This is a genomic window from Desulfobacterium sp. N47 (assembly GCF_051233685.1).
Taxonomy (GTDB): domain Bacteria; phylum Desulfobacterota; class Desulfobacteria; order Desulfobacterales; family RPRI01; genus RPRI01.
This window is the reverse complement of the sequence record NZ_JBAMMY010000070.1, coordinates 1-26,636: the sequence shown is the minus strand read 5'-3', so window position 1 is coordinate 26,636 and position 26,636 is coordinate 1. Positions and strand designations below refer to the sequence as shown.

The window sequence follows — 26,636 nt, the reverse complement described above, 5'->3', positions numbered from 1 at the left end:
CTAAGTTGGGCAAGGCCGTTATCGTTACCGGTTTAATGATCAGGGAGATGTTCGTAATCCCTGAACTGGCAAGACTCAGAACCGCTTGCCAATAAATTCTTTTGCCATTTTTGCAAGAACTTTACAATTAAGGGACTAATTTAGGATGGGTGCCGCTATAGGGAAACACTCTGGTCATTCTTCCATCAGGCAATTCCTGTACGGGCAGCATATTGGAACTGGTGAAAGAAACAAGAATCGTCTTTTCTCCTGCATATTTCCAATTCATGTTGCGGTCTTTACCATCCCACATATAATTTGTATCCAGCCATGCATCAGATCCCATATAAGGGTCAGATCTCGTCGTTGAGGTGGTTTGCCGCAATCTTCGAATAGCAGGAACGTAGGCATAATTGGTATCCGGTCTTGCGTCCATATAAACATAACGCATTGAATTGGTTCCCTTGACACTCATCGGGTCCAAAACATTCTGAAGTTGGTAGTACAGAAGTTTTTCCGGATTTTTTATTTCCTGACCGGGCTGTCGTCCATTTAAATAAAGGCGCTGATCCAGGCCCTGAGCATAACGTTCCTCTCCTTTTTTATCTACCCACATCACGCGGGTGTTCTCTCTTGAACCCATGAAACGGTATCTCTGGAAATCGAAGTTGTATATAATCTTTTCTCCAGCCTTGGGATCTTTTAAATCGATCTTTGGGAAAGGGTACCCGTAAATATTTTCCGGGTATTTCCCTGTGCTTTTACTGATCAGATCGCCGTCAGAAGTTACGTCGAATTTACCTTCATTTTTTACACTTGCCGCAATAAACTTGTCATTTTGTTTGTATTTGAAGTTTAAGTTCCCAGGCGTAATAATATAGTCACCACTTTCAACCGCACGATACATTGCCGGGATCAAAAGATCTTTATATTGGCTGCAATTCGCCTTATCTATCACTTTGGGTAAATCAGCAGCCTGCATAATATTACTGTACAAAAGCAGAACAAACAACGAACACAGCGGCAATAAATAATACTTTAAAATTCTCATTCGCTTCATCTTTGCTTTCCTCCATACACCTTTGTGGTTGTTATAATTATCCTTCTCGCCGGCATTAAACAGCTCTTTTGGAGTAACACAGCAATTGATAAACACTATCAGGCAAGACATGAATCAACAAAAGAGCTGATCAATGTCGGCGAAGAGTTTTCTTTAAACATGAATATGGTCACGATTTGCTCAAATAATTATTAGACCTGACTCAAAGTTGATACCGGAGTTGTTATTTAAAAGCTTATTCAATAACCACCAATAGCTGGTCTACATCAACAGTATCATTCTTTTTGACTTTAATTTCCTTTTAGTTGGATTAAGTATTACATAAATTCCCCCTTGGGAAAAAAGGATAAAGGGGGTTTGTGAAATTCAATTCTATGTTACCTTTCTTTTGGCGTTATCCAGAACAAGAAAGAACTGTTCCAGTATCAGCCTGGATACCGCACCGCACATACGGCAATTGGTATTAAAAAAGTTTACTGCGCCATCCGCCCCGCTTTGTATTGCATCGTTGATAATCATATCTCCGAACACTTCATAAGGTCCATAGAACCCATGGTATGGCTCAACATAGAAGATTCTGGCAAGGGCTTCGAGCGGTTTGGAATGAATTAAAAAACCTGTTCCGCTTTTTACAGGGCAGGGTCTTGCCGTTTTGATAAGATTGTGGATTTCAACGCTGATCTCCATCTGCTTCTTGGTCAGCCTTGTTGCTTCCGATAGCTTGTCATAGTTCATCTTATGCCCGGTTGTCTTTTCCAGGAACTCAATTGCATCCTTAATTTCTTCTACCATGAAATCGAGTCCCTTCTGTGTCCAGAAGAGATAAGGTCTGGTAATGCAAAAGACAGGCACATCATAGAGCGCGCCCATAATATTTGCGTTTTGAGCACAATTATCGCATTGGCATAAGCTCGTGTTTACGATAGCAGTCGGTTTCGGATACCATCCTTTTGCAAACCAGCCTATGGGAGCGCGCTGGGCAGAGCAGATTTCCGGCCGGATGCCGATGGATTTCGCGGCAGTAAAAATCTCATCTTTATTGCCCATATATAAGGAAAACATACCGGCGATAAAGTCGTATTCGATGCCAGCAATATCCATAGCCCAATAGATTTCAGTAGGAAACGACATGACATTTGTAACAAAAGGTCTTCCACCTTTTACAGCAGACATCACTTCATTGCACAGCTTTATCGTCAGATTATAAAACATGGTTTCCGCACGGGTAGTGCTATGGTGATCTCTCAATTGCGCCATGATAGGGATGCCCTGTTCAAACATTGTTGTATCAATATTTTCTATCTTTCTTAATTTCATATTGCCACCTCCAAAGATAACATCTCAACGAATACTTCAATTCTTGTTCTGATCTGACCGCTGAAACCTCCTCCGTATTCTATATCCAAATCTAAAACGGTTACTCCCTCGTCCTCAAGCCTGGTCTTCCACATCGGCAAATTAAGGATATATGGGGGCGCAGCATCTCATTGTAAGAGCGATTATCCCGTCAAGTCTGAAATCCTTTGCTATTTGTGATATCCAGTCGGTTCTGTTTTGAGGCGGATTGATTCTGGGACAGGAACACTTGGGAAGCAGATAGCGTTTTGCAATCGCCTTCCATGGGTCTCCCGCTTCAACCTGCTCCCACCAATACCGGGAACCGTTGCAGAAATCATCAACAACTACGTTTACACCCAGGCTCTCAACGCTTTTTACGAAAGAAGGGGTGTTCAGCAACGCCCCGCTGATCATAATTCTTGGCGCAGCAGGAAGAGAGCGGCCCGTGGTTTTGATTTCTCCTCCAACAGCTTTTCCAACAAGGCATTGAAATCTTCCCTGGGCATTCTGACCGCCGCATTTAAGACCTCCAGCATTTCGGCTCCGGTTAGAGGAGGAGTGTCGCTTTTCATCAGATCATGAAGTTTTTTCAGATCTTTTCTTGTCTTGTTGTAAAGTGCGATTGAATTGGCTATAGCCTCATCTGTGATTGTTACACCAAAAAAATTCTCAAGGTTCTTTTTAAACTCCATAACCTCGCCATGATAAAATTTGTAAGCAAGGTCATTGAATTTGCGCGGCGTATCAAGAAGAGGCAGAGTAGGGATATTGTGATAATGACTGCCCACTCCCGCCAAACGGATGACTCCTTCGCAAGGGGGTAGCCGCCGCAATACAATCTATAAATCCGTAGTCACCGCGCAACTGCAATTCCAGTATTGTCCGGCTGAAAGAACAGGTGCCGCCGCCGAAGAGATATTCATTGGCCAGATCCAGGGAGATTTCTTCATTTCCGCCTGTGAGCCGGAAAGGCATCATGCCCGCTGTTGTGATTCCCTCCGTATTTATCAGCGACACCACTTCCGATTCCGCAAAAACGGCACACTGAGCATTCAATGGAATGTTCTTGTCCGACTCAAAATAGAGCTTAACAAACGTTTCAAGGTCTGTTTGAAGAGCCCGGGACATTGCCTCGATAAAAGCGCCGGCTCCTGCCGCACATCTTTCATTTGTTGCAAAATCCACCACATTTCCCTCAGTATCGCATTTCGCTACCGCTGCCTTCTCGGCGCCCATATCAACAACCGTTCTTGAAGCCGGCACTTCAAATATGGCTCCTTTCGCGCCTGAGGAAATTTCTGTTACTACCTCATCAGCAAAGCCCACTTTCTTTCCTCCCCCGCCGGTAGCAACTATTTTGCCGATAGCGCCTCTGCTGATTCCGGCCTTTGCAAGCGCACCGCTTAATGCGTTCTTGATAACCTGATCTTCATCCTGTTCTTCCTCGCTGTCTGCCATATGACAATACTTTGCCAATATCTTGTCGCCATCCATGATTACCGCTTTTGTGCTGGATGCACCCACGTCTATACCCATAGTAATCATAAAGTTATACCTCCTCCCGCATAAAATTATTTATAAATATACAGTATTCGTATAAAACAAGAATTACTGTTAATTAAATGCTAACAGGATTAATAATAAATACAACGCCAATAAAACAATGGGATAACTACAGGTAAAACCTATTGTTAATGAAGGCTTAATAAGTAGGAACGAAGATTGGAGTCTCTGTCTTTCAAACCAAATTTTTTTCTGAGACTATTTCTGTGAAATTGTACAGTAGTGATACCTATGCTAAGCAATTCCGCAATATCTTTAATTGATCTTCCTTCTTTTACGAGGGATGCGATTTCAATTTCTCTTGGGGGTAAGATTATGATGTTTAAGCTTTAATAAGGGCAAAAATGACGAAACAATATTATTAAGATTTGATTCAACGATATTTAAAAGAGAAAGTTGCCGGGAAGACAGGTTGCTATTCTTCAAGCTCTCAATGTTTGGTAAAACGAGTTCTCTGACATTTGATAAAATCTTCCCCTCAATATCTCCTTTGCTTGCTTCAAGCTGTTTCAATAAAACCTTCAAAGCGGCATTGACCTCTTCAAGATTTTGCGTCTTGAGCCTTAATGCTTTTTCCGCCCGTTTACGTTTGGTGATATCTTTGAAATAAACGGATAATCCGTCATCCGATGGATAAGCGTGAGCTTCAAACCATCTTCCGAAAAGGAAAAGAGCATCAAAGAACATATGGCTATCATTTGCCATGGCAGTCCAGTAAAACTGCATATATTCCTTTTTTGTTTTTGGGAAAAGCTCAGCCAGTCGCTTGCCGATAACTTCATCTCTTCCTTTACCCATTACTACTTCTGCCTGCTGATTCAGATCAGTAAAACGGCCTTTTCTATCCCAGGTAAAATAAATATCTGTTATGCTGGTTAAAACAGTACTAATCTTTTGGTTCGCATTATGCAAAGCATTTTGAAGACACTTGCGCTTGGTCAGGACACGGATAATCAGTACGGTAAATTTATAACCGCCGCTATCTTCAAATTCCGAAGCTGATAATTCGGCTGGAAATATAGAACCATCTCCTTTCCGGAGAAAAAGTTCACCCCTGGCTATACCGGTATTAGCCTGTTCTGCCAGAAATATGGGTACCCGCGGGTCATCATGATCAAAAAGTTCACTAATGCCTGTATTGTTCAACTCTTTTTCCTGATGTCCCATCATCTCACAGGCAATGATATTTGCAGCAGCAATTGAACCATCGGATAAACCTACGAGAACAGCATCAAGAGAGGTTTCGAGCAGTAAACGAAATTTTTGTTCACTATCCATCAGATGTTTAATTGTTTCTGCCTGTTCCATTTGCTGCTTTCCTTTTTTCTTAATAACAATTTTGCTCATAATGCTTTATAGTCTCTTAACAATAGATTTCTTGTAATTTTTGGCAGAAAATTATCTTCTGCCGTTAAATGGCCGCAAGTTCTGGTATAATAAAAAACTCTTTTAATTTTAACCCGGATGCAATTACTTTTCTACCAAGTTTTGTAAGATAGTACTTGTATGTACGCCCGATTTTTTTCAAAAGACCATGAGTTCTGAGGCGTTTTATTAAACGCGAAACCTGTGAACTCGATTTTTCGGCAAGTTTTTTCCGGAGATTTTTATTTTGGAATCCGCTTATGTTGTATTCTCCGCTTGCAACTGCTTCAAAAAGTTGCTGGTCTTCCTTGCTGAAAAAATTGAACCCTTTATAACAACTTTTAATTGGTCGGAAAACTGTTGGGCTTTGGAAAAATCGGCGATAGAAACAATAAGATTGTCAATGCTTTCAAAACTGATGTTGTGTTTTTTTAAAGAGGCTTCCAACCAGTTATGTCCATTAGCCGATATGATGGCGACATGACCGGGGTGGTGACCTCGTTCTTTGACAATATCTTTAATGGCCTTCTCCTTACGAAAATCATTCTTCCTGATAAATTCTATTTCCAAACCGTTTTCTGCTGCAATCTTTTCGGCGTTCTTCCTGAGTTCATCACGGAGTGGTTCAGCAAAACGCGGGTAATCAAAAATACGTATGTTGCGCATATTCAAAAAGGAAGTCATTCCCTGCGCATAACAAACCCCCGGAAGTGTGCCTTGAATAACGACACGTCATAGCAAGAGAGAACTCCTCTGATTTTGTCAGAATAGCGGTCGGTCAGTAAATCCATGGCAAAGGGCCCCTTTCAAAATAATTTACAGGGGAGTATACATCGTTAATACTTGGTTAGTAAACTAACCTTTTTGGTTCCGGCTTGTCCGGGTTAGGTTGAAACAAATCTATCTGTTAACTGCCATTTATTATAAAATGATATTTATTAAAAATAAAATAATTATTATAAAAGGCTCTTGAAGCTTTACATATAATATGTTTATTATCATATTATACGTAAGACTTATAATCATGACTATTTCAAAAATGAGTTCATTAGAGTGCAATCATGAATAATATTTTACCTGATTTTCAAAAACATATCCTGGACAACAAGCTGGTTCCTGAAAACCAAGTTCCGTTTTATGACTATTGGGTTAACAAGTTTATAAGTTTTTGAAAATCAACAGCAGGATATAGCTTTGGATTTAAGAATTCAATTATTTATTGATGCTTTAAAAAAAGACCCTAAACTTGAAGATTGGCAAATTACTCAGGCTGATAATGCCATTAAACTTTATATTGTTCATTTCCTGTCCGCATCAGCCGATACTGTAGAACTGTCATCAAACAGCATTGAGCTACAAAACAAATTTCCAGATGATCAGGAAATAATAAAGAAAGTTCGTGAAGTATTGCGTATCAGGCATTATGCATACAGTACTGAACGGGCTTATACCGACTGGTTTAAACGCTTTCACAATTATCTGACCATCATAAAAAAGATTGGTCAACTCAGGGTGCTGCGAAATATGTCCAAAGCTCCGGTAAGTCCGTTGGATACACTTCTTTCAGATAAGGAATGAGTCATATGTTCGGGTGGTGCGGCAGAATACTTCAAATAGATCTTTGTAAAAAAAGTGTTAAGACCTTTACTCCCGATCCTGATATTTCAAACAGGTTTATCGGAGGAAGAGGTCTTGCCGGATACTTTCTTAAAGAGCATATCACTCTTAACTGGGATGCTCCCGACATGCCTGTTCTTTTTTTTACCGGCCCTCTTGCAAATACTCCTTCTCCTTTTTCAGGGTTTGTAAATGTCATGTCCCGCTCGCCTCTTACCGGAACTGTGGGCGATTCTTCCGTTGGAGGAAGTTTCGGTATACAACTGAAAAAAGCAGGCTTTGACGGTATCATTGTTACAGGCAGATCCGATATTCTTTGCGGTATAGAAATTCATAACAGTAAAATTAATATAGTGCCGGTTGCGCATATGGCCGGGATGCATACAGGAGATGCCGGTGCTTTATTAAAAGGCAAAGGTTCAACTGCTGTAATAGGGCCTGCTGGTGAAAACGGCGTTTTATTTTCAAATATAATTTTTGACAACAATATCGCAGGATGCAGAAACGGTCTTGGGCTTGTTTTGGCAGCAAAAAATTTAAAATACATTACCGTTAAAGGCACAAAGAAAACCAAAGTATTTGATCCAGGTGAACTTGAAAAATCAAAAGAAGATATCTTCAGGCTGATTTGTGCATCTCCTGTGCTTTCCGGTAATTTTGGAATTTCAAAGTTCGGAACAGCCGCTCTTTTTGATCTCATAAATGACAGGAAAATGATGCCGACGGATAATTTCAGGCATACATTTTTTAAACACGCAAGTTTGCTTAATGCACCCTATCTGAAAAAATTATACCGCCCGAAAGATGAAGGCTGCCCGGGATGTAGTATTATGTGCAAAAAAATTACTAAAAAAGGCATAAACATACCGGAGTTTGAAACTCTTTCCCACTTTTCAGCTTTAATCGGAAATACCGATATTGAAACAGTAATTTCTGCAAACAGACTTTGCAATGAAACCGGAATGGATACAATATCGGCGGCATCAACTATTGCATGCTATTTAGAAATTTCGGGAAATAAACTTGGCCCCTCTGAAATATTAGGTCTGCTTTCCGATATTGCTTATAAAAAAGGAGAAGGCGAGTATCTTGGGTTGGGTGCTGCAAGATATGCAAAGATGAAAGGTTTCCCTGATGCAGCCATGACGGTAAAAAACCAGGAACTTTCGGCTTATGACCCTCGTGGGTCATACGGCATGGCATTATCCTATGCTACTTCAACAAGAGGAGGATGCCATTTAAGCGCATATCCTGTAAGCTATGAAATTTTAAGAAAGCCTGTTGCAACGGATCGTTTTATATTTGAAGGAAAGGCAAGAATAATAAAAAACAGCGAAGATTTAAATGCAGCAATTGATTCGCTTGCAGTATGCAGGTTTATCTTTTTTGCAGCTTCAATGGAAGAATATGCCCGGGTTTTTTATGCGGTAACGGGTATAAGCTTACCGGCTCATGAACTTATAAGAGCAGGAGAACGCATTTATTACAACGAACGTATGATGAATGCTGCAAACGGGTTTTCGGAAAAGGAAGACGACCTGCCATCACGCTTTTTTGATTCTTTTGGTTATAAAGGAGCAGATATTAAAATAAGGCCGATTAACCGGAAAAGGTTTTTAAAGGCAAGAGCAAATTACTACAAGGCCAGAGGTCTTGATAAATCAGGAATGCCTGTTACCGAAATTATAAAAAGGCTTGAACTCTAAAATATGGAAAACCAGTTTTTAAAATACGAAAAGAAACTTATAAAAAGCGGGCTTGCAGATTTTGGAAATCCTCTTCTTGGCATCCTTGATGCAAAAATCAGATGGAACAAAAAAGACAAGACGTGTAAGATTCTTGAAAAAATATTTCAAGGCTTAAACATAAACTCGCTTATATTTTCAAAGCCCAAAGAACCGTATTTTTCCATAATCAACTACCTTGCAAAAAATTCTAAAGGGATAATACGGCCTTGTGATTGCGAAACAAAAACTTTTTTCCATGATCTGCCGGTATCTGATAAATTTAATACAGATGATATAATATCAAGACTTAAAAAAAGAAAAAGCGTTATTATTCCTGATTATGGGATCATTACTACAGGAACGGTAAGTATTGAGCAGGCGTTTATTACTTATTCCTCAGTATGTTTTTCATGTTTCGTTAAATTTTTTTCAGATTATCTTAATGCAATAAAATTTAATAATACAGATAAAAGATTTAATAATATTTTTGAAAAAATATTAAATTTTATCAGCCCGTCTTTATCTTTTAATCACAGTCTGAAAAAAGGCCCGTTTGCTTCAAATACTGATGTTCTGAACGCTTTAACTGAAGCCGGAAAACTTTTGGTTGATCTTAAACTTGTTGATTCGTTTTTCGGCAACATATCCTATTGCTATAACGATACTGTGTTTATAAGCCAGACAGGGAGCTCCCTTGACGAACTTGATGGATGCATTGATTTATGCCCTTTGGACGGATCATCCTGTGCCGGCATAACAGCATCAAGCGAATTTCCCGCTCATCTTGAGATAATCAAAAAAACCAGGCATAAGGCAATACTACACGGGCATCCGAAATTTTCGGTGATTCTTTCCATGGATTGCGATACAAAGAATTGTGCCGATAAAGGTTTGTGCCATATAACATGTCCCTGTAAAAGAGATATATGCGGGGTTCCGGTTGTCTCCGGTGAAGTCGGTTCAGGTGCCAGCGGGCTTTGCAATACGGTTCCTGAAGCAATAAAAGAAAAGCCAGGTGTAATTGTTTACGGCCATGGCGTTTTTACAAGCGGGATAAGAGATTTTAATGAACCTTTTATGAATCTGCTCAAAATAGAAAACGATTGTTATAAAGAATATTTAAGCAGAGTAAATAGCAAGTTACATTGAAGCTCTCCACTGCAAGCAATGGGGAAACTTAAATACAACTTGGTATCAGACTCTGCCGCCGCTCCATCTTAACTTCGTTTTTAATACATCAAAATAATCCTGGCCCGGAACCGTTATCATGTTAATCGGCGTTAATCCTTTTTGAATAACAAGTGTATCTTTGCGGTTTATTTTCATACCCTGCTGGCCATCAAATGTAAGCATTATGTTGGACAAGGGTTTTTCGAGCTTGATTTTGATACTTGATGTATCGGGAATAATCAGGGGGCGGTTGGTCAAAGTAAAAGGACATATCGGAGTCATTATTATTGCTGGAACTGAAGGATGAATAACCGGACCTCCGGCTGCAAGAGAATAGGCCGTTGATCCTGTGGGAGTAGCAATAATAAGACCGTCGGCCCTGTAAGTAGTAAGGTAGTGGTCGTTTATATAAGTTTGGATATGCGCAAGTCTGGCAAGTGTTCCCTTGTTGATTACTACATCGTTAAGAACCGATTCGCAGGCTATTTCCTTATTATTTCTGAAAACTTTAACAAGAAGCCGCATACGGGGGCTGGTTGAAAACCTGTTTTCCAGAACGGCTTCAACAGCATCAAAAAGGCTGTCTTCAGATATTTCGGCGAGAAATCCGACTTCTCCGAATTTTATGCCAAGAACCGGAATGCTCTGATCTCCTATCCAGCGGACAGCAGTAAGAAAAGTTCCATCACCGCCTAGCACCAAAACGCAAAAAAGTCCCGATGGAGCAGTTCTCTTTATCTTATCGGAAAACATGGGATTTGGAGGCAGATATTCTTTTCTGATAACCTCGACCTTTTTAGAAATAAGCCATTTTTCAAGCTCATTTGCCTTCTCTTCAGCCTTGAGATCTTTTTTAACAACCAGGCCGATCTTTATAGTTTTCAAAGAGTGTTTACTCAAATTTTAACCGCTCCTTTTAAAATCATGTGCAGATGTTTTGCTTATAACTATTGTCATAAACCTGTTCCGGTTAGCATACGTATCCATACCCAAATTACAACAAAAACAACCGGATTTTTATTATGACAAATGACATATACATCAAAATTATCAAACACAGCAAGATTTATCAACAGAGCTGTTGCTGGTAGTTCAGAAAAGCATTTGGAGCATTTAAGAATAGTTTAAAGACTTCTGATTTGTATAAACGCAGATAGCAAGAAAGTCAGCGAAAAGAATACACTGCGGGATAGGGCTAAAGGCTTGCGATAATGTTTCGCTTCGTCTCACACGGAATTCCTTTATTTGAAATTAAGGTCCGGCACTTTAGCAGAATATAACGGCTTCGCTAAAAATAGTCCCGCTTAAGTTGCGTTTCATAATTACCCGGTTGAATTCTTTCTGTACAAACCGGCATAAGCTATTCAACAGAACGATTGAAGCATAGGAATCTATATCCTTGCCTGCGATTCGCGTGTCCTGTTTCATATGAATATTTTTACGAAGCCGTATAAATTATGACTTCTTATGATTCCTTCAAAACTTAATTAAAGCAATAAATACCTTCCATCCATATAGAAAAAATACTATGAATCTATAAGAACGGATAGCAAAAATCAGTACATTTTCCTGCTCTTTTTGTCTTTAAAAAAATAGCTACCCCGCAAGAAATAAAAAATTAATAAAGCGGAAGAGAATATATTATCCGGTGATACCTCCAATATATACTCCACGCTCTTTCAGTGCTACTTTACCGTTTTTCAAAAGCTTATAAAGAGCATTGCTAAGCTGTCTTTGTTCCAAACCTGTTTTTTCCTTAATTTTAGCGATTGATATTCCGTTTTTGCTCCTTTTGATAGTGGTAAGTACGGAACCAAGAATGGTCACAGGAGCTGCGGGTTGTTTTTTTGCAACTGCAACTTTTGCTGCTGCTTTAACCGGCTTTACTGCTGCTTTTTTAACCGCGGGGTTTTTAACTGCTGTTTTTTTAACTGCCTTGCTTGCTACAGCAACTTTTTTCTTTGGAGCAACTGCTTTCTTCGCTTTAGGCGCAACGGTTTTTTTAACCGGCTTTACTTTTTTTGCATTTTTCATCACTTTTCTCTCCTTTGTTTGTTTTGAAGGTATTGCCTACAGCCATGACATTTTAACCGGCCTTTTAAATCCTTTATTTATTTTACTATGATATAATTTTATAAAAGTCAACAAATAAAGTCAACAAAATCTGTAAGATAAGGACAAATATTGACAAAGACGAATTCTTGTGAAAGAAAAACACATTTAAAAGATTAATTATTTCTGAATTTTAGTTTTTTTATGCCTTTAGATAATAGAGCGACCAGCTGTATTTGAAAAGATAAAGAAGTATATTATAGTATAATAAAAGAGAATGAAATTATGCAGCAAAAATTTTGCATTTCTTATGAAAAAGAACTTAATGCTTCACAGTATGAGGCAGTTGTACATACAAAAGGGCCTCTTCTTGTAATTGCAGGCGCCGGAAGCGGTAAAACCAGGACTCTGACATATCGCGTGGCACGTCTTGTTGAAGAAGGAACCCCACCCGCTTCCATTTTACTTCTTACTTTTACCCGCAAGGCTTCACAGGAAATGCTGAACAGAGCAACAAATCTTCTTGACAAACGCTGTGAAGGAGTTTCGGGTGGTACTTTTCATTCGTTTGCCAATTATATTCTCCGCAGATATTCGCGTTATATAGGATTCGATTCAGGGTTTAATATTCTGGATCGTGATGACTCTGAAGCGCTTATCGGAATAGTGAGAAAGGAGATGTTGAATACTTCCAAACATTCTTCCTTTCCAAGAAAGCAAACACTTGCAAATATATTCGGCAAAGCCGCAAACAAGGTTTTATCTATTAGCGATGTCATACAAAACGATTATATCCATTTTGAAGATGATATAGAGATGATCGAAATGATTCACAAAGAATATGCCAGGCGAAAAATCCTGCATTCATATCTGGATTATGATGATCTGCTCATACGCTTTAAAACTCTTATGGAAGACAATGCCGATCTGAAAGACAGAATTTCTTCTGCTTATGAACATATAATGGTTGATGAATACCAGGATACAAACAAAATACAGTCGGAAATAGTATGCCTTCTGACCGGTACCAATAAAAATATAATGGTGGTTGGAGACGATTCCCAGAGCATATATGCATTCAGAGGTGCAGATTTTAAAAACATCATGGAATTTCCCAAATTATTTCCGGGTACCCGTATTATTGCTCTTGAAGAAAATTACCGAAGCGACCAGCCTATCCTTGATTTAACCAATGTTATTATTGAAAGAGCTTCTGAAAAATATTCAAAAATTCTTTTCACAAAAAGGAAGGGTGGGGCTAAACCGCTTCTGGTAAAGACATCAACTGAAAACGGTCAGTCAATGTTTATCGTTGAAAAGATAAATAAGCTTGTTCAAAACAACGTTCCCCTCAGTGAAATAGCCGTTCTTTTCAGAGCCGGTTATTATTCCTTTGATCTGGAAATCGAGCTTGCAAGAAACGGTATTCCTTTTAAAAAAGTAGGTGGTTTTAAATTTGTAGAATCTGCTCATATAAAAGATATCCTGGCTCACATGAAGGTTATAGTAAACCCTAAAGACAGGCTAAGCTGGCAGAGAATACTTCTTCTTATAGATAAAATAGGCCCGAAAACAGCATATAATATCTTTGGGGCAATACTTAAGGAGAACTCCGGGTATTCCGGCCTATTGACTGCTAAAATACAAAACAGTGTTTCCGATAAACTGGAAGAGCTTAAAAAGCTTTTCGGCAAAATAGATCCGGATGCAATGTCTGTCTATGATATGGGGAAAGAAATTGCTGAATATTATTTACCTGTTCTAAGACAACGATTTGATGACTACCCTAAAAGAGAAAAAGATATTGAACATCTGATCCTGATAATGGAAAGATATAACAGCCTGGTGGAATTTCTTTCCGATATGACTCTCGAACCACCGAACGCAGCTATTAACAACACATTGGCCGAAAATTCAGGGGCAGACAACTGTCTTGTTCTTTCAACTATTCATTCCGCCAAAGGCCTTGAATGGCATACAGTGTTTATCATATGGGCGTTGGACGGCAGGTTCCCTTCGATGTATTCCATAAATAATCCCGAAGAACTTGAAGAAGAACTGCGTCTTATGTATGTTGCGGCCACCCGTGCGAAAAAGAATCTTTACTTCACATATCCTAATAGATTTTATGACAGAAGCTCCGGAATGGTTCTGAACCGTCCGTCCCGTTTTCTCGAATTGATAAACAGTAATATTCTCAGTAAACATTCGCTGACAACTTATGATTATGAATATTAAAAAGATATTCGCAAAAGCATCATTTTTTGCTATTCCCCGGAAGGCGGGATTCCGGTTATAGTCTTTACGGATATGCCGGACTCCGGTTTTCACCGGAGTGACATCTTTCTCTCATAATTGACCCGGTTTAATCTGCAAGAAAAGCCCACCAGATATAAAAACAGAAAGCTGCAACTGCTATAATAAGCATTAAATATGAGTTCCAGTCAGTAGGCCTTTTAGCCAGTCCTGTTTTGGTAACTTTTCCAACCCGGCTATGACATGATGGGCATACACTTGCATCAAGTGAGATGTAGGTCAGACATTCAGGGCATTTTTTTGATAAATATCCATAATTACTGTCTTTGTCAGCGCTCATCATTGCTTTCCGAATATCATAAGATGGTTTAAAATAAAACTACTATTCCGAATATTCTTTTTCTATTATAATCTCACTGCTGCTTTTAATCTTTTCAAGCCACGAGCTGAAAGTATTTTCTTTTTTCTGTTCAAGCAAAGCTTTAACTATTCTTTCTTTTTCTTTATCAAAGTCCTGCTCAGGAGGGTTTTCCCTTTCCTTAAAGCGCATTATATAATAGCCGTTTTTACCCTTTACCGGAGTTTCTGCATATTTATTGTCATCCGAAAGCTTAAAAGCAGCCTCTGATAACTGCGGCTCATATCCTATACTTCCCACAGGCCCGCTGCGCGCGAAAAAACCTGTTTCATGAGGAGTAAGCCCATATTTAAGGCTTTCCTGAGTAAAATCTTTTCCCGTTTTAAGAGCAGAAAGAAGAACTTCGGCATCTTTTTTTGCTTTTTCCCATTGCATTTCTTTAATAACATCAGATTTTACGGTTTCAGCAACATCCTTAAGCACCGGTATTTTAGGCAGCATGATATCTGTAACTTCTGCAACACAATACCTGTTTCCGATTTCTTTAACATCACTTATTTCCTTATCCGACATCTCGAAAACTCCGGCTTCCATTAAAGCCTGATTGTCGGCACCTGCTGCTGCAGAAGCATCCTTTTTAGAAAAGAAGTCGGTTGTTTTAATTTTTACACCTGATTTTTCAGACGCTTTAATAAGATCATTCATGTTTATAGCCAAATCACATATTTTTTCAGCTTCATCATAAGCAAGCTTTTTTGCTTTTTCGCTTATCAGTTTTTTTCTTATTTCACTCTCTGCTTCTTTCAGAACAAGCATTTTTTCTTTATTTACTTTTTCAACCTTAATAATATGCCACCCGAATTTTGTTAAAACCGGCTCACTTATTTCACCTTGTTTCATCGAAAAAGCCTTGCTTGCAAAAGGTTCAACCATATCTTTTTTCCCGAACGCTCCCAGATGTCCTCCGTCTGCCTTGCTTGGGCAATCAGAATATTTTTTTGCAAGCTCCTCAAAAGGCTGTCCCTCCTTTATCATTTTAAAAACATTATCTGCCTTTTGTTTTGCGGCTTGAACTGCCGCCGGGTTTGCTCCCTCATCAATTTTACAAAGTATGTGGCTTGCTTCCACTGTTTCGGGATTTGTGAATTTATCAATATTATTTTCATAATACTCTTTTACTTCATTATCATCCACTTTTACCTGGGTGATAAAAGAATCGGGACTAAAAAGAAGATAAGCAACTTTTACTTTTTTTTCGGTTCTATAGGATTCCTTATTTTTATCAAAATATTCATTTAATTCTTTCTGTGAAGGATTGATACCGTTATATTTATCAGGAGTAAAAAAAACATAATCAACATTAACTGAAGCGCCCTTCCAGTTAAACCACTCGAGAGCTTCATTATCCGAAACTTTTACACTGCTCGTGATAAAAGAGATTAATCTTTCCATAATAAGAGATTCTCTTACAGTAGCTTCAAATTCATCCGGAACCGTATGATTGCGGCTTAAAACTCTTTCATATTCCTTTTTATTAAAAACACCGTCTACCTGAAAAGCTTTGATGCTGCCGATCAGTTTCACAAGCTCATCATCTGTAACTCTGAATTTAAGTTTTTTAGCCTCCTGGACAAGCAGTTTTTTAACAATTAAATCATCTAAAGCTTTCTTTTTAAAATTAAAGGCTTTCAGCGTTTCTTCATTATAATTAGTTCCCAATTTTGCCCGTATCTGCTCAACAAGATTATTATATGCCTCCTGATATTCCCGAACAGTAATCACCTCACCATTTACTTTAGCTACCCTGTTTGCACGGTTTGAACGGAAGCTTCCAACTCCCCAGAATACAAATACCACAACAATTATTCCCAGTATGGCTTTAATCATCCAGGAACCGGCATTTTTCCGCATAAAGTCAAGCATGTTATTCCCCTCACTTTTTGTCTTTAAAAATTTGACGGTTATTAAAATTAACCGACTATGGAAATGGGCTTAATATTTTTATCTATCTTTGTTCCAACCGACTCCGAACAAAACGCGCACAGGTATTCATATTTATCTCCTTCAGAAAGCACAAGCAGCAGACGTTTACGCAGCGGAACCGCCTGCTTGCACTTTGGACAATATAACTGTGATGCATCAAATTCTTCAAAAGCATCCAAACTCTTTTATCCCTTTGCCTGTTTTGGCTTGTTGCCCGTTATTAGTATCTGTCAGGGCAATTTAAATCTTTTCAGACTAACCCTAAGTCCAAAAAATTTGTTTCCGAATAATATTTTCTGAACGGGATTTTGTCAACAAGTTAAGTTCTGTAATTATTAAGAGTTAGTCGCTGTGATATATCCGAGCCATTAATAATAAAACAAAAAGCATTATCACAAAAGCATGATGGGTTTTTTTACCACCAACCTGATGAGGCTCCTTTCATGAATGCTTCAGTTTAGCTCAAGCTCCTGCTGCTCAATCAATTTAACAGAATTCTAACTTGTTTGTAATAAAATCATAACAGAAGACCATTACAAATAAAAGCAATTCCGGATAAGCATTCAAAGGAGGGATTCAACGAATTGAAGTATGATGTTACTAAAGAAGATGATTTTTGTCTAATAATAATATCAGGTGAAACCAGAAAGAATGAAACAATCCTGGCAAAGGCAGTTCTCTCTCCTTATTTAGTAGAAAAAGGGATCAGGATGATAGTTGATCTGCAGGAATTGGGAAAGTTTGAACCGGTTAATCTTGTGGGAGTCTTAAACAGCATCCGGAAAGAAGTTCACTTCTTAAGAGGAGATTTAAAATTATGCTCATTGAAACCAAAATTGATCAACTATTTAAAAGAAAACCGCTGGGATAATTTATTTCAGATTTACGAAAACAGAGAAACAGCTAAAAAAAGTAAATGGAATGACCGTGTCGGAAAATAACCGGATTACCGAATTGCACCCCAATATCTTCTGGTTCAAGGGAGAGGATACCAGCAGCCACAGCTACCTGATCAGAGGCGATTATAAAAATGTTCTCATCGATTCAGGAGTAGACAGAAATTTTTTCATATTGCAGGAATGTCTGCTGGAGCTGAAACTAAAAGTCAGTGATATTGATATAGTAATAAATACCCATGAGCATTTTGATCATCTTGGGGCAAACCGTTATTTTCAGGATTATGCACTAATAGCTGCTCATCGCTTTGCTGCCACCAAGATCACCGTGGAAGACCGATACGTTACTATGTATAAATCTGGAGATTTAAATGAACCCCCTCTTAGAGTTCATCTCTGGCTGGAAAACAGATTCCGCTTTGATCTTGGAAATTACAGCCTGGAAGTGCTTCATACACCGGGGCATACTTCAGGCTCAATATGTATCTATGAATGTACGCAAAAATTACTTTTTACCGGAGACACTCTGTTTACCGGAGGGAGCCTCTCTTATATAGGCGAGTCAGGCAGTGTCGGTGATTATATAAATTCCACCAGCCTTCTGGAATCAAGAAAAATAAATGAGCTTTACCCGGGACATGGCGGGATATCAATGTCGCCGGAAGAAGATATGAAAAAGGCTATTATGAACGCCAAAGCGCTTTTGAAAAATGATGAAAAAGTGGAAGTTACTTCATTTCGTGAAGTCACTTAGATTGTTTATTAAGCAACAAATAATAATAAATTTTCTCGTAATTTATTTAATAAGTTTTCCGGGGAACGGGGTTAAAATCTCGTTAGTTTAAATTTTATATTAATCAAGGAGGAGTAGAGGAAGATGAAAAAATTGTGTTTAATGGTGTTAACTTTAGTTGCTTTATCGGTATTCACGATCAGCCCGTCCCGGGCAGGCAGCGATCAGAAGCTTATAGACAAACTGGTTGAGAAAAATATTCTGACCAGATCCGAAGCTGCAGAACTTATACAACAGATGCAGGCAGAAGAAGCAAAAGAAAAAAAGGAAATTGCCGGCAAAGAAGCAACAAAAGGTTTTGAGCTGCCCAAATGGGTAGAAAATACAAAATTTAAAGGAGATGTAAGAGCCAGATACCAGACTGAAGATACAAAAAACGATTCCAATCCCGACAGAAATCGCGGACGCGTTAGGTTAAGACTTGGAGTTGTGTCTGAAGTAACTGACCAATGGGAAGCAGGATTTGGTATTGCAACAGGATCCAATGATCCGCGTTCGACTAATCAGACTCTTGAAAATACATTCAGTTCTAAGGATATCAGGCTTGATTATGCATATGCCAAATATAGTCCGGTTACATGGGCAAACCTGTGGCTTGGTAAGTTTACAAATCCTATATGGGGAACAAAAGACCTTCTGTGGGACAGTGATATCACACCGGAGGGAGCCACACTCACATTTAACTACGAAGCCTCAAAAAATCTTGAATTTTTCGGAACATTAGGCGGTTTCGTATTGGAAGAGTTCAGCAGTAAAGCCAACGACCCTTATATGATCGCTGTCCAACCCGGTATAAATATCAAGCTGCCCGGCAGTACATATATTAAAGCAGCGGCAAGCTATTATGAATTTCAAAATGTAAAAGGTAATGACTGGACTGCAGGCGGCTCTTATGGAATCGGCACAAACTCCAGAGATGCAGGGGGCAACTGGGAATATGACCACGATGCATTTGTAGGAGATCTTGAGTTCGGTATAACAAAGATACCCGGACCCGTTCCTTTTGCGGCTCTATTTGGGCAATATGTTCAAGCCACCAACATAGATGATAATAATATTTACAATAAAAAGGATGATACAGGCTGGCTGGCAGGTTTTAAATTCGGGCATAAAAAAGTAAAAGGATTTGGTGACTGGCAGGTTAAATACAACTACAGACGGCTTGAAAGAGACGCATGGCCGGATTTTCTGCCGGACAGCGATTTCTACGGCGGTGCAACCAATGCCAAGGGACATGAAGCTCAGATTGAATTCGGAATTGCAAAAAATGTCTATTTGGAATTTGATTATTACAATACCAAAGAAATCCGGAAATCCGGAACACAAGATAAAGACCAGAGTATATTTCAGGCGGATTTGAATGTGAAGTTTTGATTTAAGACAATAAAATAGCCGGTAAAAATCCCGTGTACTGTTTACACGGGATTTTTATTTTGTTTGTTAAACTAAGATATTTAAAAACATAGTTCGTCTCTGATGTATTTCTTGCCCCGCTATTCTTTCATTTTTAACAATAAAATAACATTATCCTCAAAAAATACTAATATTTCTATATTATTTTATCAACTAAGAAAAAAATAAATGTTTTTTGCAGATAGTTCAAATTAACGTTTCGAGTTTTTTAAAATACAAAAATATAGCGAAAGGAAATGATAATGGCGGATTTATTATCTGCTGACCAGTTAAATGTTTTTGATTATAAACAATCACAGAAATATGAAAGGCCCAGCCTGTTTAAAATGATGAATGCGTTGGGTGTAAATAATAAATCACCCGACCGTTTCATAGAATCCATTCCTTTTTCTTTAAATGATACCACAGCAGGATCGGAAAGCGAATTGCAGGCGGCTGTCTGTGGTGATGCACAACATGTAGACCTGCCGATTACTATTTTTGAATCCAATTATTTTAAAAATATCATAAAAAAAGCACAAACCGGGGATTCATCACAAAAAGCAGTTGATGCCTTAAGAGATCACTTGAATTCGAATCCCGATAATATATGGGAAAACAGTTGGGTAAGAGTACCAATCAATAAGCTGTCTCTTTATGCAAGACAAATAATGAATTGCGATCTGCTTTTAGATAAAAAACATCCCGAAGGCAAAAGCCGGACAGATATCAGCCAGTTTAAATTCATAAAGAATGGAGTTGAGTTTATCAAAATTCCAATAAGTTATATTTTTAAATTAGCCCTTGCAGATGCCGTGGGAAAATCAAATATTCCTGATATGATAAAAGTTATTGCAGAGCAGATTATGGATCACTTTATCAGTGATAATACTTCTCCTGAAACATACTCATTCCATCCTGTGCATTTAAATAAAAATGATAATTTCGGCGAATCGCTTGCCGGAGAAACTCTTATACGATTTTTATTGTGCCAGTTGCTTATCCGGTATGCAAATAAAGAATTTAACCTGGAAGCATCCGGACAGAAGGCTATGTTTTATTTTTCTCCCCATCCACCGCTTCGGCAAAAAAAACTGAATTCTTTAATTTCCGATTCCTTTTACAGATATCTTTTTATGAGCCCCTGCCTGTCCGGCTGGGACAGAGGAGAAGAAAAGCATAAATATATGGGATTATGCCACAGAACACTTTCCATCAGTCAGCTTAATGCCATAAGCAAACTAAAAGAAGCCGGAATCATAACAAGAAATCTGGTCGTTTTGCCAAGCACGTCAAACATCAGTCTTGCAAACAATGGCACCCATATAAGCCTTGGCAGCAAACACTTAACCGGGCTTTTAAAAGATCCGGCTTCAGGCATCAATGCAAATCAGGAAAAGTACTTCGGTGACCTGGTCATTAAGGTGGTGGAGCACTTTTTACCTTTATTTGCCGGAACTTATTCAGCAGCTCCCTATCGGCTTAATTTCAGCGATTTCCATCCGGAACATGTTCTTGGCTTTTTGCCCCATGAGCTTGATTTTACACATCTTCGCATGATCTGGAGACGCTGGAAAAAGAAAGCGGACATTAGCATGTTCGGTAATCCCGTCACCCCATTCGGCCCGCAATGGCTGGATAGAATGTTAAGCAGGGTATTCAGACTGAAAGGTGATTATATAATCGACTACAGATTAATCGATTATTTTGTATCCGTTTTAAGCACCTGGCAAAGTCCGGCGCTAAACGGAAAAATGGATAGTGAATACTTTCTGAAAGAAGATCTGTCGGCCATGGGAGTGTTTGATAGTGAAATGCCGCTGTATCTTCTCTATCGATTACGTTCTTTCGATAAAATGGGGTTTTCAGGGTTTGAGGGAAGATATTACAGCTTATTTGAAAGTGTGCGTAAAGATATGGGTGAGGCAGCAAATTTACAAATGTTAATTACTGCTCTTGCTTATAAATATATTTTTACAGGCCGGGTAGCGCACGCCCACATTCCAAACGATCCTACAATAGAAAGTGAACGCCGGCAAATCTTTTTTGGAACGGCAATCGGCATTCCCACCTTTTATGTAAAGAACGGAACACGCAACAGATTTCTGACTAAAATCCTGCGTAATACTGAGAATACGCGTTCAAGCAATCGTTACGCCGGATATATCCGTGTACGCAATGATATGTATCGGCAGGCGTTAATCAAAATCATACGAAAAGATGCGGCTGATCTTATTGAGATGATGGATTTAAAGGAAACCATTGATAGTCTTGAAAGACGGATTACTCAGCCTTCAAAATATTCTTCCGCCGGCAGGCTTACGAAGCAAATTTTAGATGATCTTAATGTTTCAAATCCATTGAAAGCAACAGGTGATAAATTTAATAACGCTGCCGAAAAATACTACCGTGGTTCACTGAAAAAGCAGCATATTAATGAAGCATTTGATTTTTTAATAAAATATGTCAGCAAGCTTGATGATTGGCCAACATGGAGAGAAGGATACTATAATAATGCCTTGCTGTTTCTCTTAGATGGTAAAAACGCAGTTAAGTTTCTTGAGTCACAAAAAGAAGCGATAATTAATGAAGACTTATCCAAAGAAATGGCGGAAAAAGTCATTTGGCTTACACTGCTCACCATCCATATGAATAAAAAAAACTATGAAAAGAAAATGAAAACTTATGAACACACTTAACACTTTTTTTCCCCATCAATATATAGAACGCAGCACAGGCCAGGTAGTAACTGAAAAATTGATAAACGACCGGCTGGTTAATTTGATTTATTCCGGTGTGCGGGAAAATGCAGTCTGGCTTTTTAATACATTAACATCTTCAATAATAACCCGGTTGCTTGGCTATCTGCATTTTGATCTGCATTATAAAAAAAATATCATTCGTGTTCTCCTGACAGCCAACTATCTTAATATTGATCTGTCGGAATGCCTGGACAAAGACACGCTCACCGATTTAAGAAAATTATTTGAACGGAAAATCTGTTATTGGAAATACCGCCCCATGAGTTCCAACCGGCATGCAGTTGTTTCTCCGGCTGATGCAAGAATGATAGCAGGTTCATTGGCACAAAATTCTTTATTATTCTTAAAAGATAAGTTTTTCACATACGGAGAACTCCTGGGTGAAGATAAGCAAAACTGGCTTCAGGCGTTTGACAGTGGTGATTTTATGGTTTTTCGGCTTACACCGGATAAATATCACTACAACCATTTTCCGGTTTCAGGAAGAATAGTTGATTTCTACGAAATACCAGGAAATTATCATTCATGTAATCCGGGAGCCGTAGTAAATGTGGTAACGCCATACTCAAAAAACAAACGCATCGTAACAATTATTGATACAGATGTAGAAAATGGCTCACAAGTCGGGCTGGTAGCAATGGTGGAGATTGTTGCATTAATGATCGGGCATATTAAACAATGCTACAGTGAATACGGATACCAATTTCCCCAGCAGCTGATAGCAGGGATGTTTGTAAAAAAGGGACAGCCCAAAAGTGTGTTCAGGCCCGGAAGCTCGGTTGATGTGCTTATGTTTCAAAAAGAAAAAATCTGCATTTCAAAAGATATTGTTCAAAATATGCAAAGGCGGGATGTCAGCAGCAGATATACGGCAAGTTTCCAACAGCCTCTTGTTGAAACCGATGTAGCTGTAAGATCCGATGTCGCAGTAAAAATTGAAGGAAGAAATTCAAATGAATAATTTAATGTTTGCAGGAATAATGTTTATCGTATTTGGCATTGTCCAGATTGTTAGAAATATTCAATACCATGATATTTACAAAATTCATCCGGTAAGCTTTCAAAAGCACTTTGGTAAGAACAGTTTGGTTATCAGGCCGGGAGTTAACATAAAATTGGAAGAAAAAAAATAAAATGAATAATTTACTGTTTGTGGGAGTAATATCTGTAGTATTGGCTATTGTCCTGATTTGGGGATTTAAAATGTTGCCGAATGAAAAATGGCAGATTTTAGGTGCTATACCGCAAAAAAAGACCGAAGATGGCAAATGGATTGGAGAAAATTTTACATATTATGGGATTTTCAATGCAACGGCTATTGGCTTTTCCGTAATTATAATGCTCATTCTGCTCGGTTCCGCAAATGTGCCGCTTTCTTTCATGTTGTGCTTTGTTGTCGCCATTTTGGGTTTATGTGTACCCGCATCTAAAATTGTTGCACGTATAGTAGAAAAAAAATCGTATACGCTGAGTGTAGGCGGCGCTTTTTTTGTCGGAATTATTCTTATGCCATGGATAGCAATTTTTATGAGCGCCGTTTTTAAAAAATGGTGGGGATATCACATTTCAGTAGTACATGTTTTATCGGCAATCCTTATTGCTTATGCTTTTGGAGAAGGCATAGGACGGCTGGCCTGTATCAGCTTCGGCTGTTGTTATGGAAAACCGTTGGATGAACTTTCTCCTTTTTTACGGAAAGTATTTGACAGATACAATTTCATCTACACAGGGAAAACAAAAAAAATTGCCTACGCAAGTTGTCTTGACGGTAAAAAGATAGCGCCGGTTCAGGCCATAACATGCATAATATGCTGCCTGTCCGGAATTATCGGTATTTATCTTTATCTTGAAGGCTATCCTCAGGCGGCGTTTATCGAAACACTTGCCGTTACTCAGATCTGGCGCTTTTTATCCGAATTTTTAAGAGCGGATTACAGAGGCGATAAAAAAATATCCTCATATCAGATTATGGCCTTTATTTCCTTTTTTTATGGTACGCTGATAATATTCTTTATCCCGTTTATCCAATTTACCAATACCGATATCATGTCCGGAATGTCTCTTATCTGGACGCCATCTATAATTTTATTTATTCAGGGGATCTGGTGGTTTACTTTTTTTAATTGCGGCCGAAGCCGTGTTACGGGTGCAACTATGACCTTTTATGTGCATAACGACAAAATATAAATTATATGGAGGAATAAAATGCAAAATCATAAAGCGCCGGTATGGAAACTGTTGCAGTCTGTTCTCAGTAATCACAATTTAAACGAATCGGATATGGAACGAATTGATGAAATTCACAGAATCGCTGTTTGTAAGGCTGAGCAGACTGCCGAGCATTGCGATAAATGGAGTGATGCCTATGAAGCAGCATTGTTAAAGGAAATACAAGTACGCCAACCTCAGATTCAACTGATTCTGAAATATGCGGCGGAAAGGGGCATTACGGCCTAATGAGCTGAATATATTAAAACATTTATAGATCTGTTTCAGGTCAGGCAATAAGGAATCCTCAATGGAAATTACATTCAGTATTATAATAGTGATTATTATGGCCTATATAGCAAGCAGGAAAGGATACAACCCATGGCTGTGGATTCTTGCAGGAGGTATTCCCGGGTTCATCATTCTTTTATGCATGCCTTCAGCCGCAGCATCTGATATTAATGAAGCTATAAGGAGAAGAAGGCGCATAGCAGGAAACACAGTAGGCGGTTTGATTGGGGGCGGGGTAATAGCGGTTATAATCGGATTCAAGATTATAGCTTAATGACCACTGATTGAATACAATCTGTAAAAGCACCGGACAGGAAAGAGACTGCATATGGCAAATCGCAAGAAAAAAAATTTTGTGCTGGATACCAATGTTATTTTGCATGACAGCAGTTGTTTTTATAACTTTGACGGGCACAATGTAGTGATTCCTATTATGGTAATAGAAGAATTGGATAGTTTCAAACGCGGAAAAGAGACAATCCATTGCAATGCCCGTGAATTTCTGCGTGAGCTGGATACGCTGTCAGGCGATAAGTTATTTAATGGAGGTATTTCTATAGGCGCCGGAAAAGGCAAGGTCAGTATACATCTTGGCTGTGAATTTCATGAAAAACTGAAATTGAATTTTTCAATCGGAAAATCCGACCATCAAATTTTAAATGTTGCCTACCATATAGCTGAAAATACATCTTTTGAACAAACAATATTTGTTACTAAAGATGTGAATTTGCGCATGAAAGCAAAATCTATAGGGCTGAAATCAGAAGACTATACTTCGGATCATGTAAAAAATATTGCTGAAATATATAAGGGCTGCCGTTTGCTGGAAGGTCTTCCATCAGAAACAATCGAACAACTCTATCAATCTCCTTTCGAGGCTGAACTGCCTGAAGATGAACAATACAATAATTTTATTCCAAATGAATACTTAATTATGAAAAACGGCAGCAAATCCGGTTTAGGAGTATTTGCTCCGGGTAACGGTAAAATCAGGAGGGTTGAAAGCAGATTTTGTTCAGGTATAAGACCCCGCAACGCTGAACAATCCTTCGCATTTGATGCATTGATGAATTGCGATATACCACTTGTTACCCTGTCCGGAAAAGCAGGAACCGGAAAAACTTTATTGGCGCTGGCAGCAGCACTTGAAAGCAAAAAGTATTACAGGCAAATTCTTTTAGCGCGACCGGCTGTGCCTTTAAGCAATAAGGATATAGGATATTTGCCGGGTGATATAAAAAGTAAACTGGACCCTTATATGCAGCCTCTGTTTGACAATCTGTCGGTAATTGAGAACCGCTCCAACTCAGATATAAATCGGAAAATACAAACCAGGGAGCTTTTGGATTCGGAAAAAATCGTCATAACTCCGCTTTCATATATACGCGGCAGGAGCATTGTTAAAGTTTTTTTTATCGTTGATGAAGCGCAAAACCTTACTCCGCACGAAGTCAAAACAATCATAACAAGAGCAGGAGAAGGCACAAAAATTGTTCTTACAGGAGATATTTTCCAAATAGATCATCCTTATCTGGACAGCCAGTCCAATGGCTTAAGCTATCTTATTGAGCGGATGAAAGGACAGAAACTTTATGCCCATGTGAACCTTGAAAAAGGGGAGAGATCCGAACTCTCCGAGCTTGCCATTTCATTACTATAAACAATACTGAATTTTTTCATATATCCGAGATATAATCAAAAGTTGTGTTTAGGGAGATAGGTGGTGTATCCATCGGTTGATTGTTACCGAGGCAATTAACCGACCAAAAAAAAGGAAAGGATACACACACCATGAATAACGATAATGTAATTATAATTAAAAAGCC

Annotated in this window: 28 protein-coding genes; 14 read left to right on the top strand and 14 right to left on the bottom strand. The window is 38.7% G+C overall.

The genetic code is table 11. The features are described 5' to 3' along the window. Positions 1-127: 127 nt before the first annotated feature. From VXK47_RS04345 to VXK47_RS04305, 9 genes are all read right to left on the bottom strand, one after another. On the bottom strand, positions 128-1,039 hold the full coding sequence (locus VXK47_RS04345) for a DUF1329 domain-containing protein (RefSeq protein ID WP_435547545.1): 912 nt from the start codon (positions 1,037-1,039) through the stop codon (positions 128-130). Positions 1,040-1,411: 372 nt separating this feature from the next. Next, positions 1,412-2,356, bottom strand: a complete 945-nt coding sequence (locus VXK47_RS04340) for a 2-hydroxyacyl-CoA dehydratase (RefSeq protein ID WP_435547544.1) — start codon at positions 2,354-2,356, stop codon at positions 1,412-1,414. Beyond that, positions 2,353-2,490: a 2-hydroxyacyl-CoA dehydratase gene (locus VXK47_RS04335; protein WP_435547543.1), complete on the bottom strand. Its 138-nt coding sequence runs from the start codon at positions 2,488-2,490 to the stop codon at positions 2,353-2,355. Before VXK47_RS04335 ends, VXK47_RS04340 begins: the two co-directional genes overlap by 4 nt. 7 nt (positions 2,491-2,497) lie before the next feature. After that, positions 2,498-2,791, bottom strand: coding sequence for a 2-hydroxyacyl-CoA dehydratase (locus VXK47_RS04330; protein WP_435547542.1), 294 nt, complete (start codon positions 2,789-2,791; stop codon positions 2,498-2,500). Continuing rightward, complete coding sequence (locus tag VXK47_RS04325) at positions 2,788-3,165, bottom strand: 2-hydroxyacyl-CoA dehydratase family protein (protein ID WP_435547547.1); 378 nt, start codon at positions 3,163-3,165, stop codon at positions 2,788-2,790. Before VXK47_RS04325 ends, VXK47_RS04330 begins: the two co-directional genes overlap by 4 nt. Continuing rightward, positions 3,122-3,922, bottom strand: coding sequence for an acyl-CoA dehydratase activase (locus VXK47_RS04320; RefSeq protein WP_435547541.1), 801 nt, complete (start codon positions 3,920-3,922; stop codon positions 3,122-3,124). The genes VXK47_RS04325 and VXK47_RS04320 overlap by 44 nt, the downstream gene beginning before the upstream one ends. 146 nt (positions 3,923-4,068) lie before the next feature. Further along, on the bottom strand, positions 4,069-4,191 hold the full coding sequence (locus VXK47_RS04315; protein ID WP_435547546.1) for a hypothetical protein: 123 nt from the start codon (positions 4,189-4,191) through the stop codon (positions 4,069-4,071). A 40-nt stretch (positions 4,192-4,231) separates the two neighbouring features. Beyond that, positions 4,232-5,287, bottom strand: coding sequence for a PAS domain-containing protein (locus VXK47_RS04310; protein ID WP_435547540.1), 1,056 nt, complete (start codon positions 5,285-5,287; stop codon positions 4,232-4,234). Positions 5,288-5,563: 276 nt separating this feature from the next. Next, positions 5,564-5,989 (bottom strand): hypothetical protein, encoded by a 426-nt coding sequence (locus VXK47_RS04305; protein ID WP_435547539.1) that lies wholly within the window; start codon positions 5,987-5,989, stop codon positions 5,564-5,566. A 510-nt stretch (positions 5,990-6,499) separates the two neighbouring features. Between VXK47_RS04305 and VXK47_RS04300 the strand changes: the two genes are divergently transcribed. Genes VXK47_RS04300 through VXK47_RS04290 form a run of 3 tightly spaced genes read left to right on the top strand, consistent with a single transcriptional unit; the run spans position 6,500 to position 9,798 of the window. Further along, a complete protein-coding gene (locus tag VXK47_RS04300; RefSeq protein ID WP_435547538.1) occupies positions 6,500-6,883 on the top strand; it encodes a hypothetical protein in 384 nt (127 codons plus the stop codon). Positions 6,884-6,888: 5 nt separating this feature from the next. Then, positions 6,889-8,628: an aldehyde ferredoxin oxidoreductase family protein gene (locus VXK47_RS04295; protein ID WP_435547537.1), complete on the top strand. Its 1,740-nt coding sequence runs from the start codon at positions 6,889-6,891 to the stop codon at positions 8,626-8,628. A 3-nt stretch (positions 8,629-8,631) separates the two neighbouring features. Further along, positions 8,632-9,798 carry a class II aldolase/adducin family protein gene (locus VXK47_RS04290; RefSeq protein WP_435547536.1) on the top strand — a complete coding sequence of 389 codons (1,167 nt, stop codon included), beginning with the start codon at positions 8,632-8,634 and terminating at the stop codon, positions 9,796-9,798. A 45-nt stretch (positions 9,799-9,843) separates the two neighbouring features. Here VXK47_RS04290 and VXK47_RS04285 read toward each other — a convergent pair whose 3' ends face one another. Continuing rightward, complete coding sequence (locus VXK47_RS04285) at positions 9,844-10,719, bottom strand: NAD(+)/NADH kinase (RefSeq protein ID WP_435547535.1); 876 nt, start codon at positions 10,717-10,719, stop codon at positions 9,844-9,846. A 741-nt stretch (positions 10,720-11,460) separates the two neighbouring features. Next, the gene (locus VXK47_RS04280; protein WP_435547534.1) at positions 11,461-11,853 is read right to left on the bottom strand and encodes a hypothetical protein; all 393 of its coding nucleotides are present in this window, start codon (positions 11,851-11,853) and stop codon (positions 11,461-11,463) included. Between the two features lie 303 nt (positions 11,854-12,156). Here VXK47_RS04280 and VXK47_RS04275 point away from each other — a divergent pair, with 303 nt between their 5' ends. Next, complete coding sequence (locus tag VXK47_RS04275) at positions 12,157-14,109, top strand: ATP-dependent helicase (RefSeq protein WP_435547533.1); 1,953 nt, start codon at positions 12,157-12,159, stop codon at positions 14,107-14,109. A gap of 127 nt (positions 14,110-14,236) precedes the next feature. Here VXK47_RS04275 and VXK47_RS04270 read toward each other — a convergent pair whose 3' ends face one another. The 3 genes from VXK47_RS04270 to VXK47_RS04260 are packed head-to-tail and all read right to left on the bottom strand — an operon-like array spanning position 14,237 to position 16,647. After that, entirely contained in the window at positions 14,237-14,470 is a 234-nt protein-coding gene (locus tag VXK47_RS04270; RefSeq protein ID WP_435547532.1) for a hypothetical protein, read from the bottom strand. Positions 14,471-14,509: 39 nt separating this feature from the next. Further along, a complete protein-coding gene (locus VXK47_RS04265; protein WP_435547531.1) occupies positions 14,510-16,408 on the bottom strand; it encodes a SurA N-terminal domain-containing protein in 1,899 nt (632 codons plus the stop codon). A 47-nt stretch (positions 16,409-16,455) separates the two neighbouring features. Then, positions 16,456-16,647 (bottom strand): hypothetical protein, encoded by a 192-nt coding sequence (locus tag VXK47_RS04260; protein ID WP_435547530.1) that lies wholly within the window; start codon positions 16,645-16,647, stop codon positions 16,456-16,458. 405 nt (positions 16,648-17,052) lie between these two features. On the opposite strand from VXK47_RS04260, the gene VXK47_RS04255 reads away from it, so the two are divergent. The 10 genes from VXK47_RS04255 to VXK47_RS04210 all read left to right on the top strand — a co-directional run bounded on the left by VXK47_RS04255 (position 17,053) and on the right by VXK47_RS04210 (position 26,470). Further along, a complete protein-coding gene (locus VXK47_RS04255) occupies positions 17,053-17,409 on the top strand; it encodes a hypothetical protein (RefSeq protein ID WP_435547529.1) in 357 nt (118 codons plus the stop codon). Beyond that, positions 17,396-18,118, top strand: coding sequence for an MBL fold metallo-hydrolase (locus VXK47_RS04250; protein WP_435547528.1), 723 nt, complete (start codon positions 17,396-17,398; stop codon positions 18,116-18,118). The genes VXK47_RS04255 and VXK47_RS04250 overlap by 14 nt, the downstream gene beginning before the upstream one ends. Before the next feature lie 123 nt (positions 18,119-18,241). Continuing rightward, positions 18,242-19,531, top strand: a complete 1,290-nt coding sequence (locus tag VXK47_RS04245) for a putative porin (RefSeq protein ID WP_435547527.1) — start codon at positions 18,242-18,244, stop codon at positions 19,529-19,531. Between the two features lie 281 nt (positions 19,532-19,812). Continuing rightward, the gene (locus VXK47_RS04240) at positions 19,813-22,248 is read left to right on the top strand and encodes a hypothetical protein (protein WP_435547526.1); all 2,436 of its coding nucleotides are present in this window, start codon (positions 19,813-19,815) and stop codon (positions 22,246-22,248) included. Continuing rightward, the gene (locus VXK47_RS04235; protein WP_435547525.1) at positions 22,235-23,272 is read left to right on the top strand and encodes a phosphatidylserine decarboxylase; all 1,038 of its coding nucleotides are present in this window, start codon (positions 22,235-22,237) and stop codon (positions 23,270-23,272) included. The genes VXK47_RS04240 and VXK47_RS04235 overlap by 14 nt, the downstream gene beginning before the upstream one ends. Then, positions 23,265-23,444 (top strand): hypothetical protein, encoded by a 180-nt coding sequence (locus tag VXK47_RS04230; RefSeq protein WP_435547524.1) that lies wholly within the window; start codon positions 23,265-23,267, stop codon positions 23,442-23,444. The genes VXK47_RS04235 and VXK47_RS04230 overlap by 8 nt, the downstream gene beginning before the upstream one ends. Position 23,445: 1 nt before the next feature. Continuing rightward, a complete protein-coding gene (locus VXK47_RS04225; RefSeq protein ID WP_435547523.1) occupies positions 23,446-24,498 on the top strand; it encodes a prolipoprotein diacylglyceryl transferase family protein in 1,053 nt (350 codons plus the stop codon). An 18-nt stretch (positions 24,499-24,516) separates the two neighbouring features. Continuing rightward, a complete protein-coding gene (locus VXK47_RS04220; protein ID WP_435547522.1) occupies positions 24,517-24,768 on the top strand; it encodes a hypothetical protein in 252 nt (83 codons plus the stop codon). A 61-nt stretch (positions 24,769-24,829) separates the two neighbouring features. Next, positions 24,830-25,084, top strand: a complete 255-nt coding sequence (locus tag VXK47_RS04215; protein WP_435547521.1) for a hypothetical protein — start codon at positions 24,830-24,832, stop codon at positions 25,082-25,084. A 54-nt stretch (positions 25,085-25,138) separates the two neighbouring features. Next, positions 25,139-26,470 (top strand): PhoH family protein, encoded by a 1,332-nt coding sequence (locus tag VXK47_RS04210; protein WP_435547520.1) that lies wholly within the window; start codon positions 25,139-25,141, stop codon positions 26,468-26,470. Positions 26,471-26,636 lie beyond the last annotated feature (166 nt).

Bases quoted from the DNA above. Each gene is read 5' to 3' on its own strand.
- VXK47_RS04215 (WP_435547521.1), top strand. From the start codon at position 24,830: ATGGAAATTACATTCAGTATTATAATAGTGATTATTATGGCCTATATA.
- VXK47_RS04245 (WP_435547527.1), top strand. From the start codon at position 18,242: ATGAAAAAATTGTGTTTAATGGTGTTAACTTTAGTTGCTTTATCGGTA.
- VXK47_RS04270 (WP_435547532.1), bottom strand. From the start codon at position 14,470: ATGATGAGCGCTGACAAAGACAGTAATTATGGATATTTATCAAAAAAA.
- VXK47_RS04280 (WP_435547534.1), bottom strand. From the start codon at position 11,853: ATGAAAAATGCAAAAAAAGTAAAGCCGGTTAAAAAAACCGTTGCGCCT.
- VXK47_RS04330 (WP_435547542.1), bottom strand. From the start codon at position 2,791: ATGATCAGCGGGGCGTTGCTGAACACCCCTTCTTTCGTAAAAAGCGTT.
- VXK47_RS04320 (WP_435547541.1), bottom strand. From the start codon at position 3,922: ATGATTACTATGGGTATAGACGTGGGTGCATCCAGCACAAAAGCGGTA.
- VXK47_RS04335 (WP_435547543.1), bottom strand. From the start codon at position 2,490: ATGTGGAAGACCAGGCTTGAGGACGAGGGAGTAACCGTTTTAGATTTG.
- VXK47_RS04310 (WP_435547540.1), bottom strand. From the start codon at position 5,287: ATGAGCAAAATTGTTATTAAGAAAAAAGGAAAGCAGCAAATGGAACAG.
- VXK47_RS04305 (WP_435547539.1), bottom strand. From the start codon at position 5,989: ATGACTTCCTTTTTGAATATGCGCAACATACGTATTTTTGATTACCCG.
- VXK47_RS04275 (WP_435547533.1), top strand. From the start codon at position 12,157: ATGCAGCAAAAATTTTGCATTTCTTATGAAAAAGAACTTAATGCTTCA.
- VXK47_RS04290 (WP_435547536.1), top strand. From the start codon at position 8,632: ATGGAAAACCAGTTTTTAAAATACGAAAAGAAACTTATAAAAAGCGGG.
- VXK47_RS04265 (WP_435547531.1), bottom strand. From the start codon at position 16,408: ATGCTTGACTTTATGCGGAAAAATGCCGGTTCCTGGATGATTAAAGCC.
- VXK47_RS04240 (WP_435547526.1), top strand. From the start codon at position 19,813: ATGGCGGATTTATTATCTGCTGACCAGTTAAATGTTTTTGATTATAAA.
- VXK47_RS04210 (WP_435547520.1), top strand. From the start codon at position 25,139: ATGGCAAATCGCAAGAAAAAAAATTTTGTGCTGGATACCAATGTTATT.
- VXK47_RS04225 (WP_435547523.1), top strand. From the start codon at position 23,446: ATGAATAATTTACTGTTTGTGGGAGTAATATCTGTAGTATTGGCTATT.
- VXK47_RS04235 (WP_435547525.1), top strand. From the start codon at position 22,235: ATGAACACACTTAACACTTTTTTTCCCCATCAATATATAGAACGCAGC.
- VXK47_RS04340 (WP_435547544.1), bottom strand. From the start codon at position 2,356: ATGAAATTAAGAAAGATAGAAAATATTGATACAACAATGTTTGAACAG.
- VXK47_RS04345 (WP_435547545.1), bottom strand. From the start codon at position 1,039: ATGAAGCGAATGAGAATTTTAAAGTATTATTTATTGCCGCTGTGTTCG.
- VXK47_RS04230 (WP_435547524.1), top strand. From the start codon at position 23,265: ATGAATAATTTAATGTTTGCAGGAATAATGTTTATCGTATTTGGCATT.
- VXK47_RS04295 (WP_435547537.1), top strand. From the start codon at position 6,889: ATGTTCGGGTGGTGCGGCAGAATACTTCAAATAGATCTTTGTAAAAAA.
- VXK47_RS04220 (WP_435547522.1), top strand. From the start codon at position 24,517: ATGCAAAATCATAAAGCGCCGGTATGGAAACTGTTGCAGTCTGTTCTC.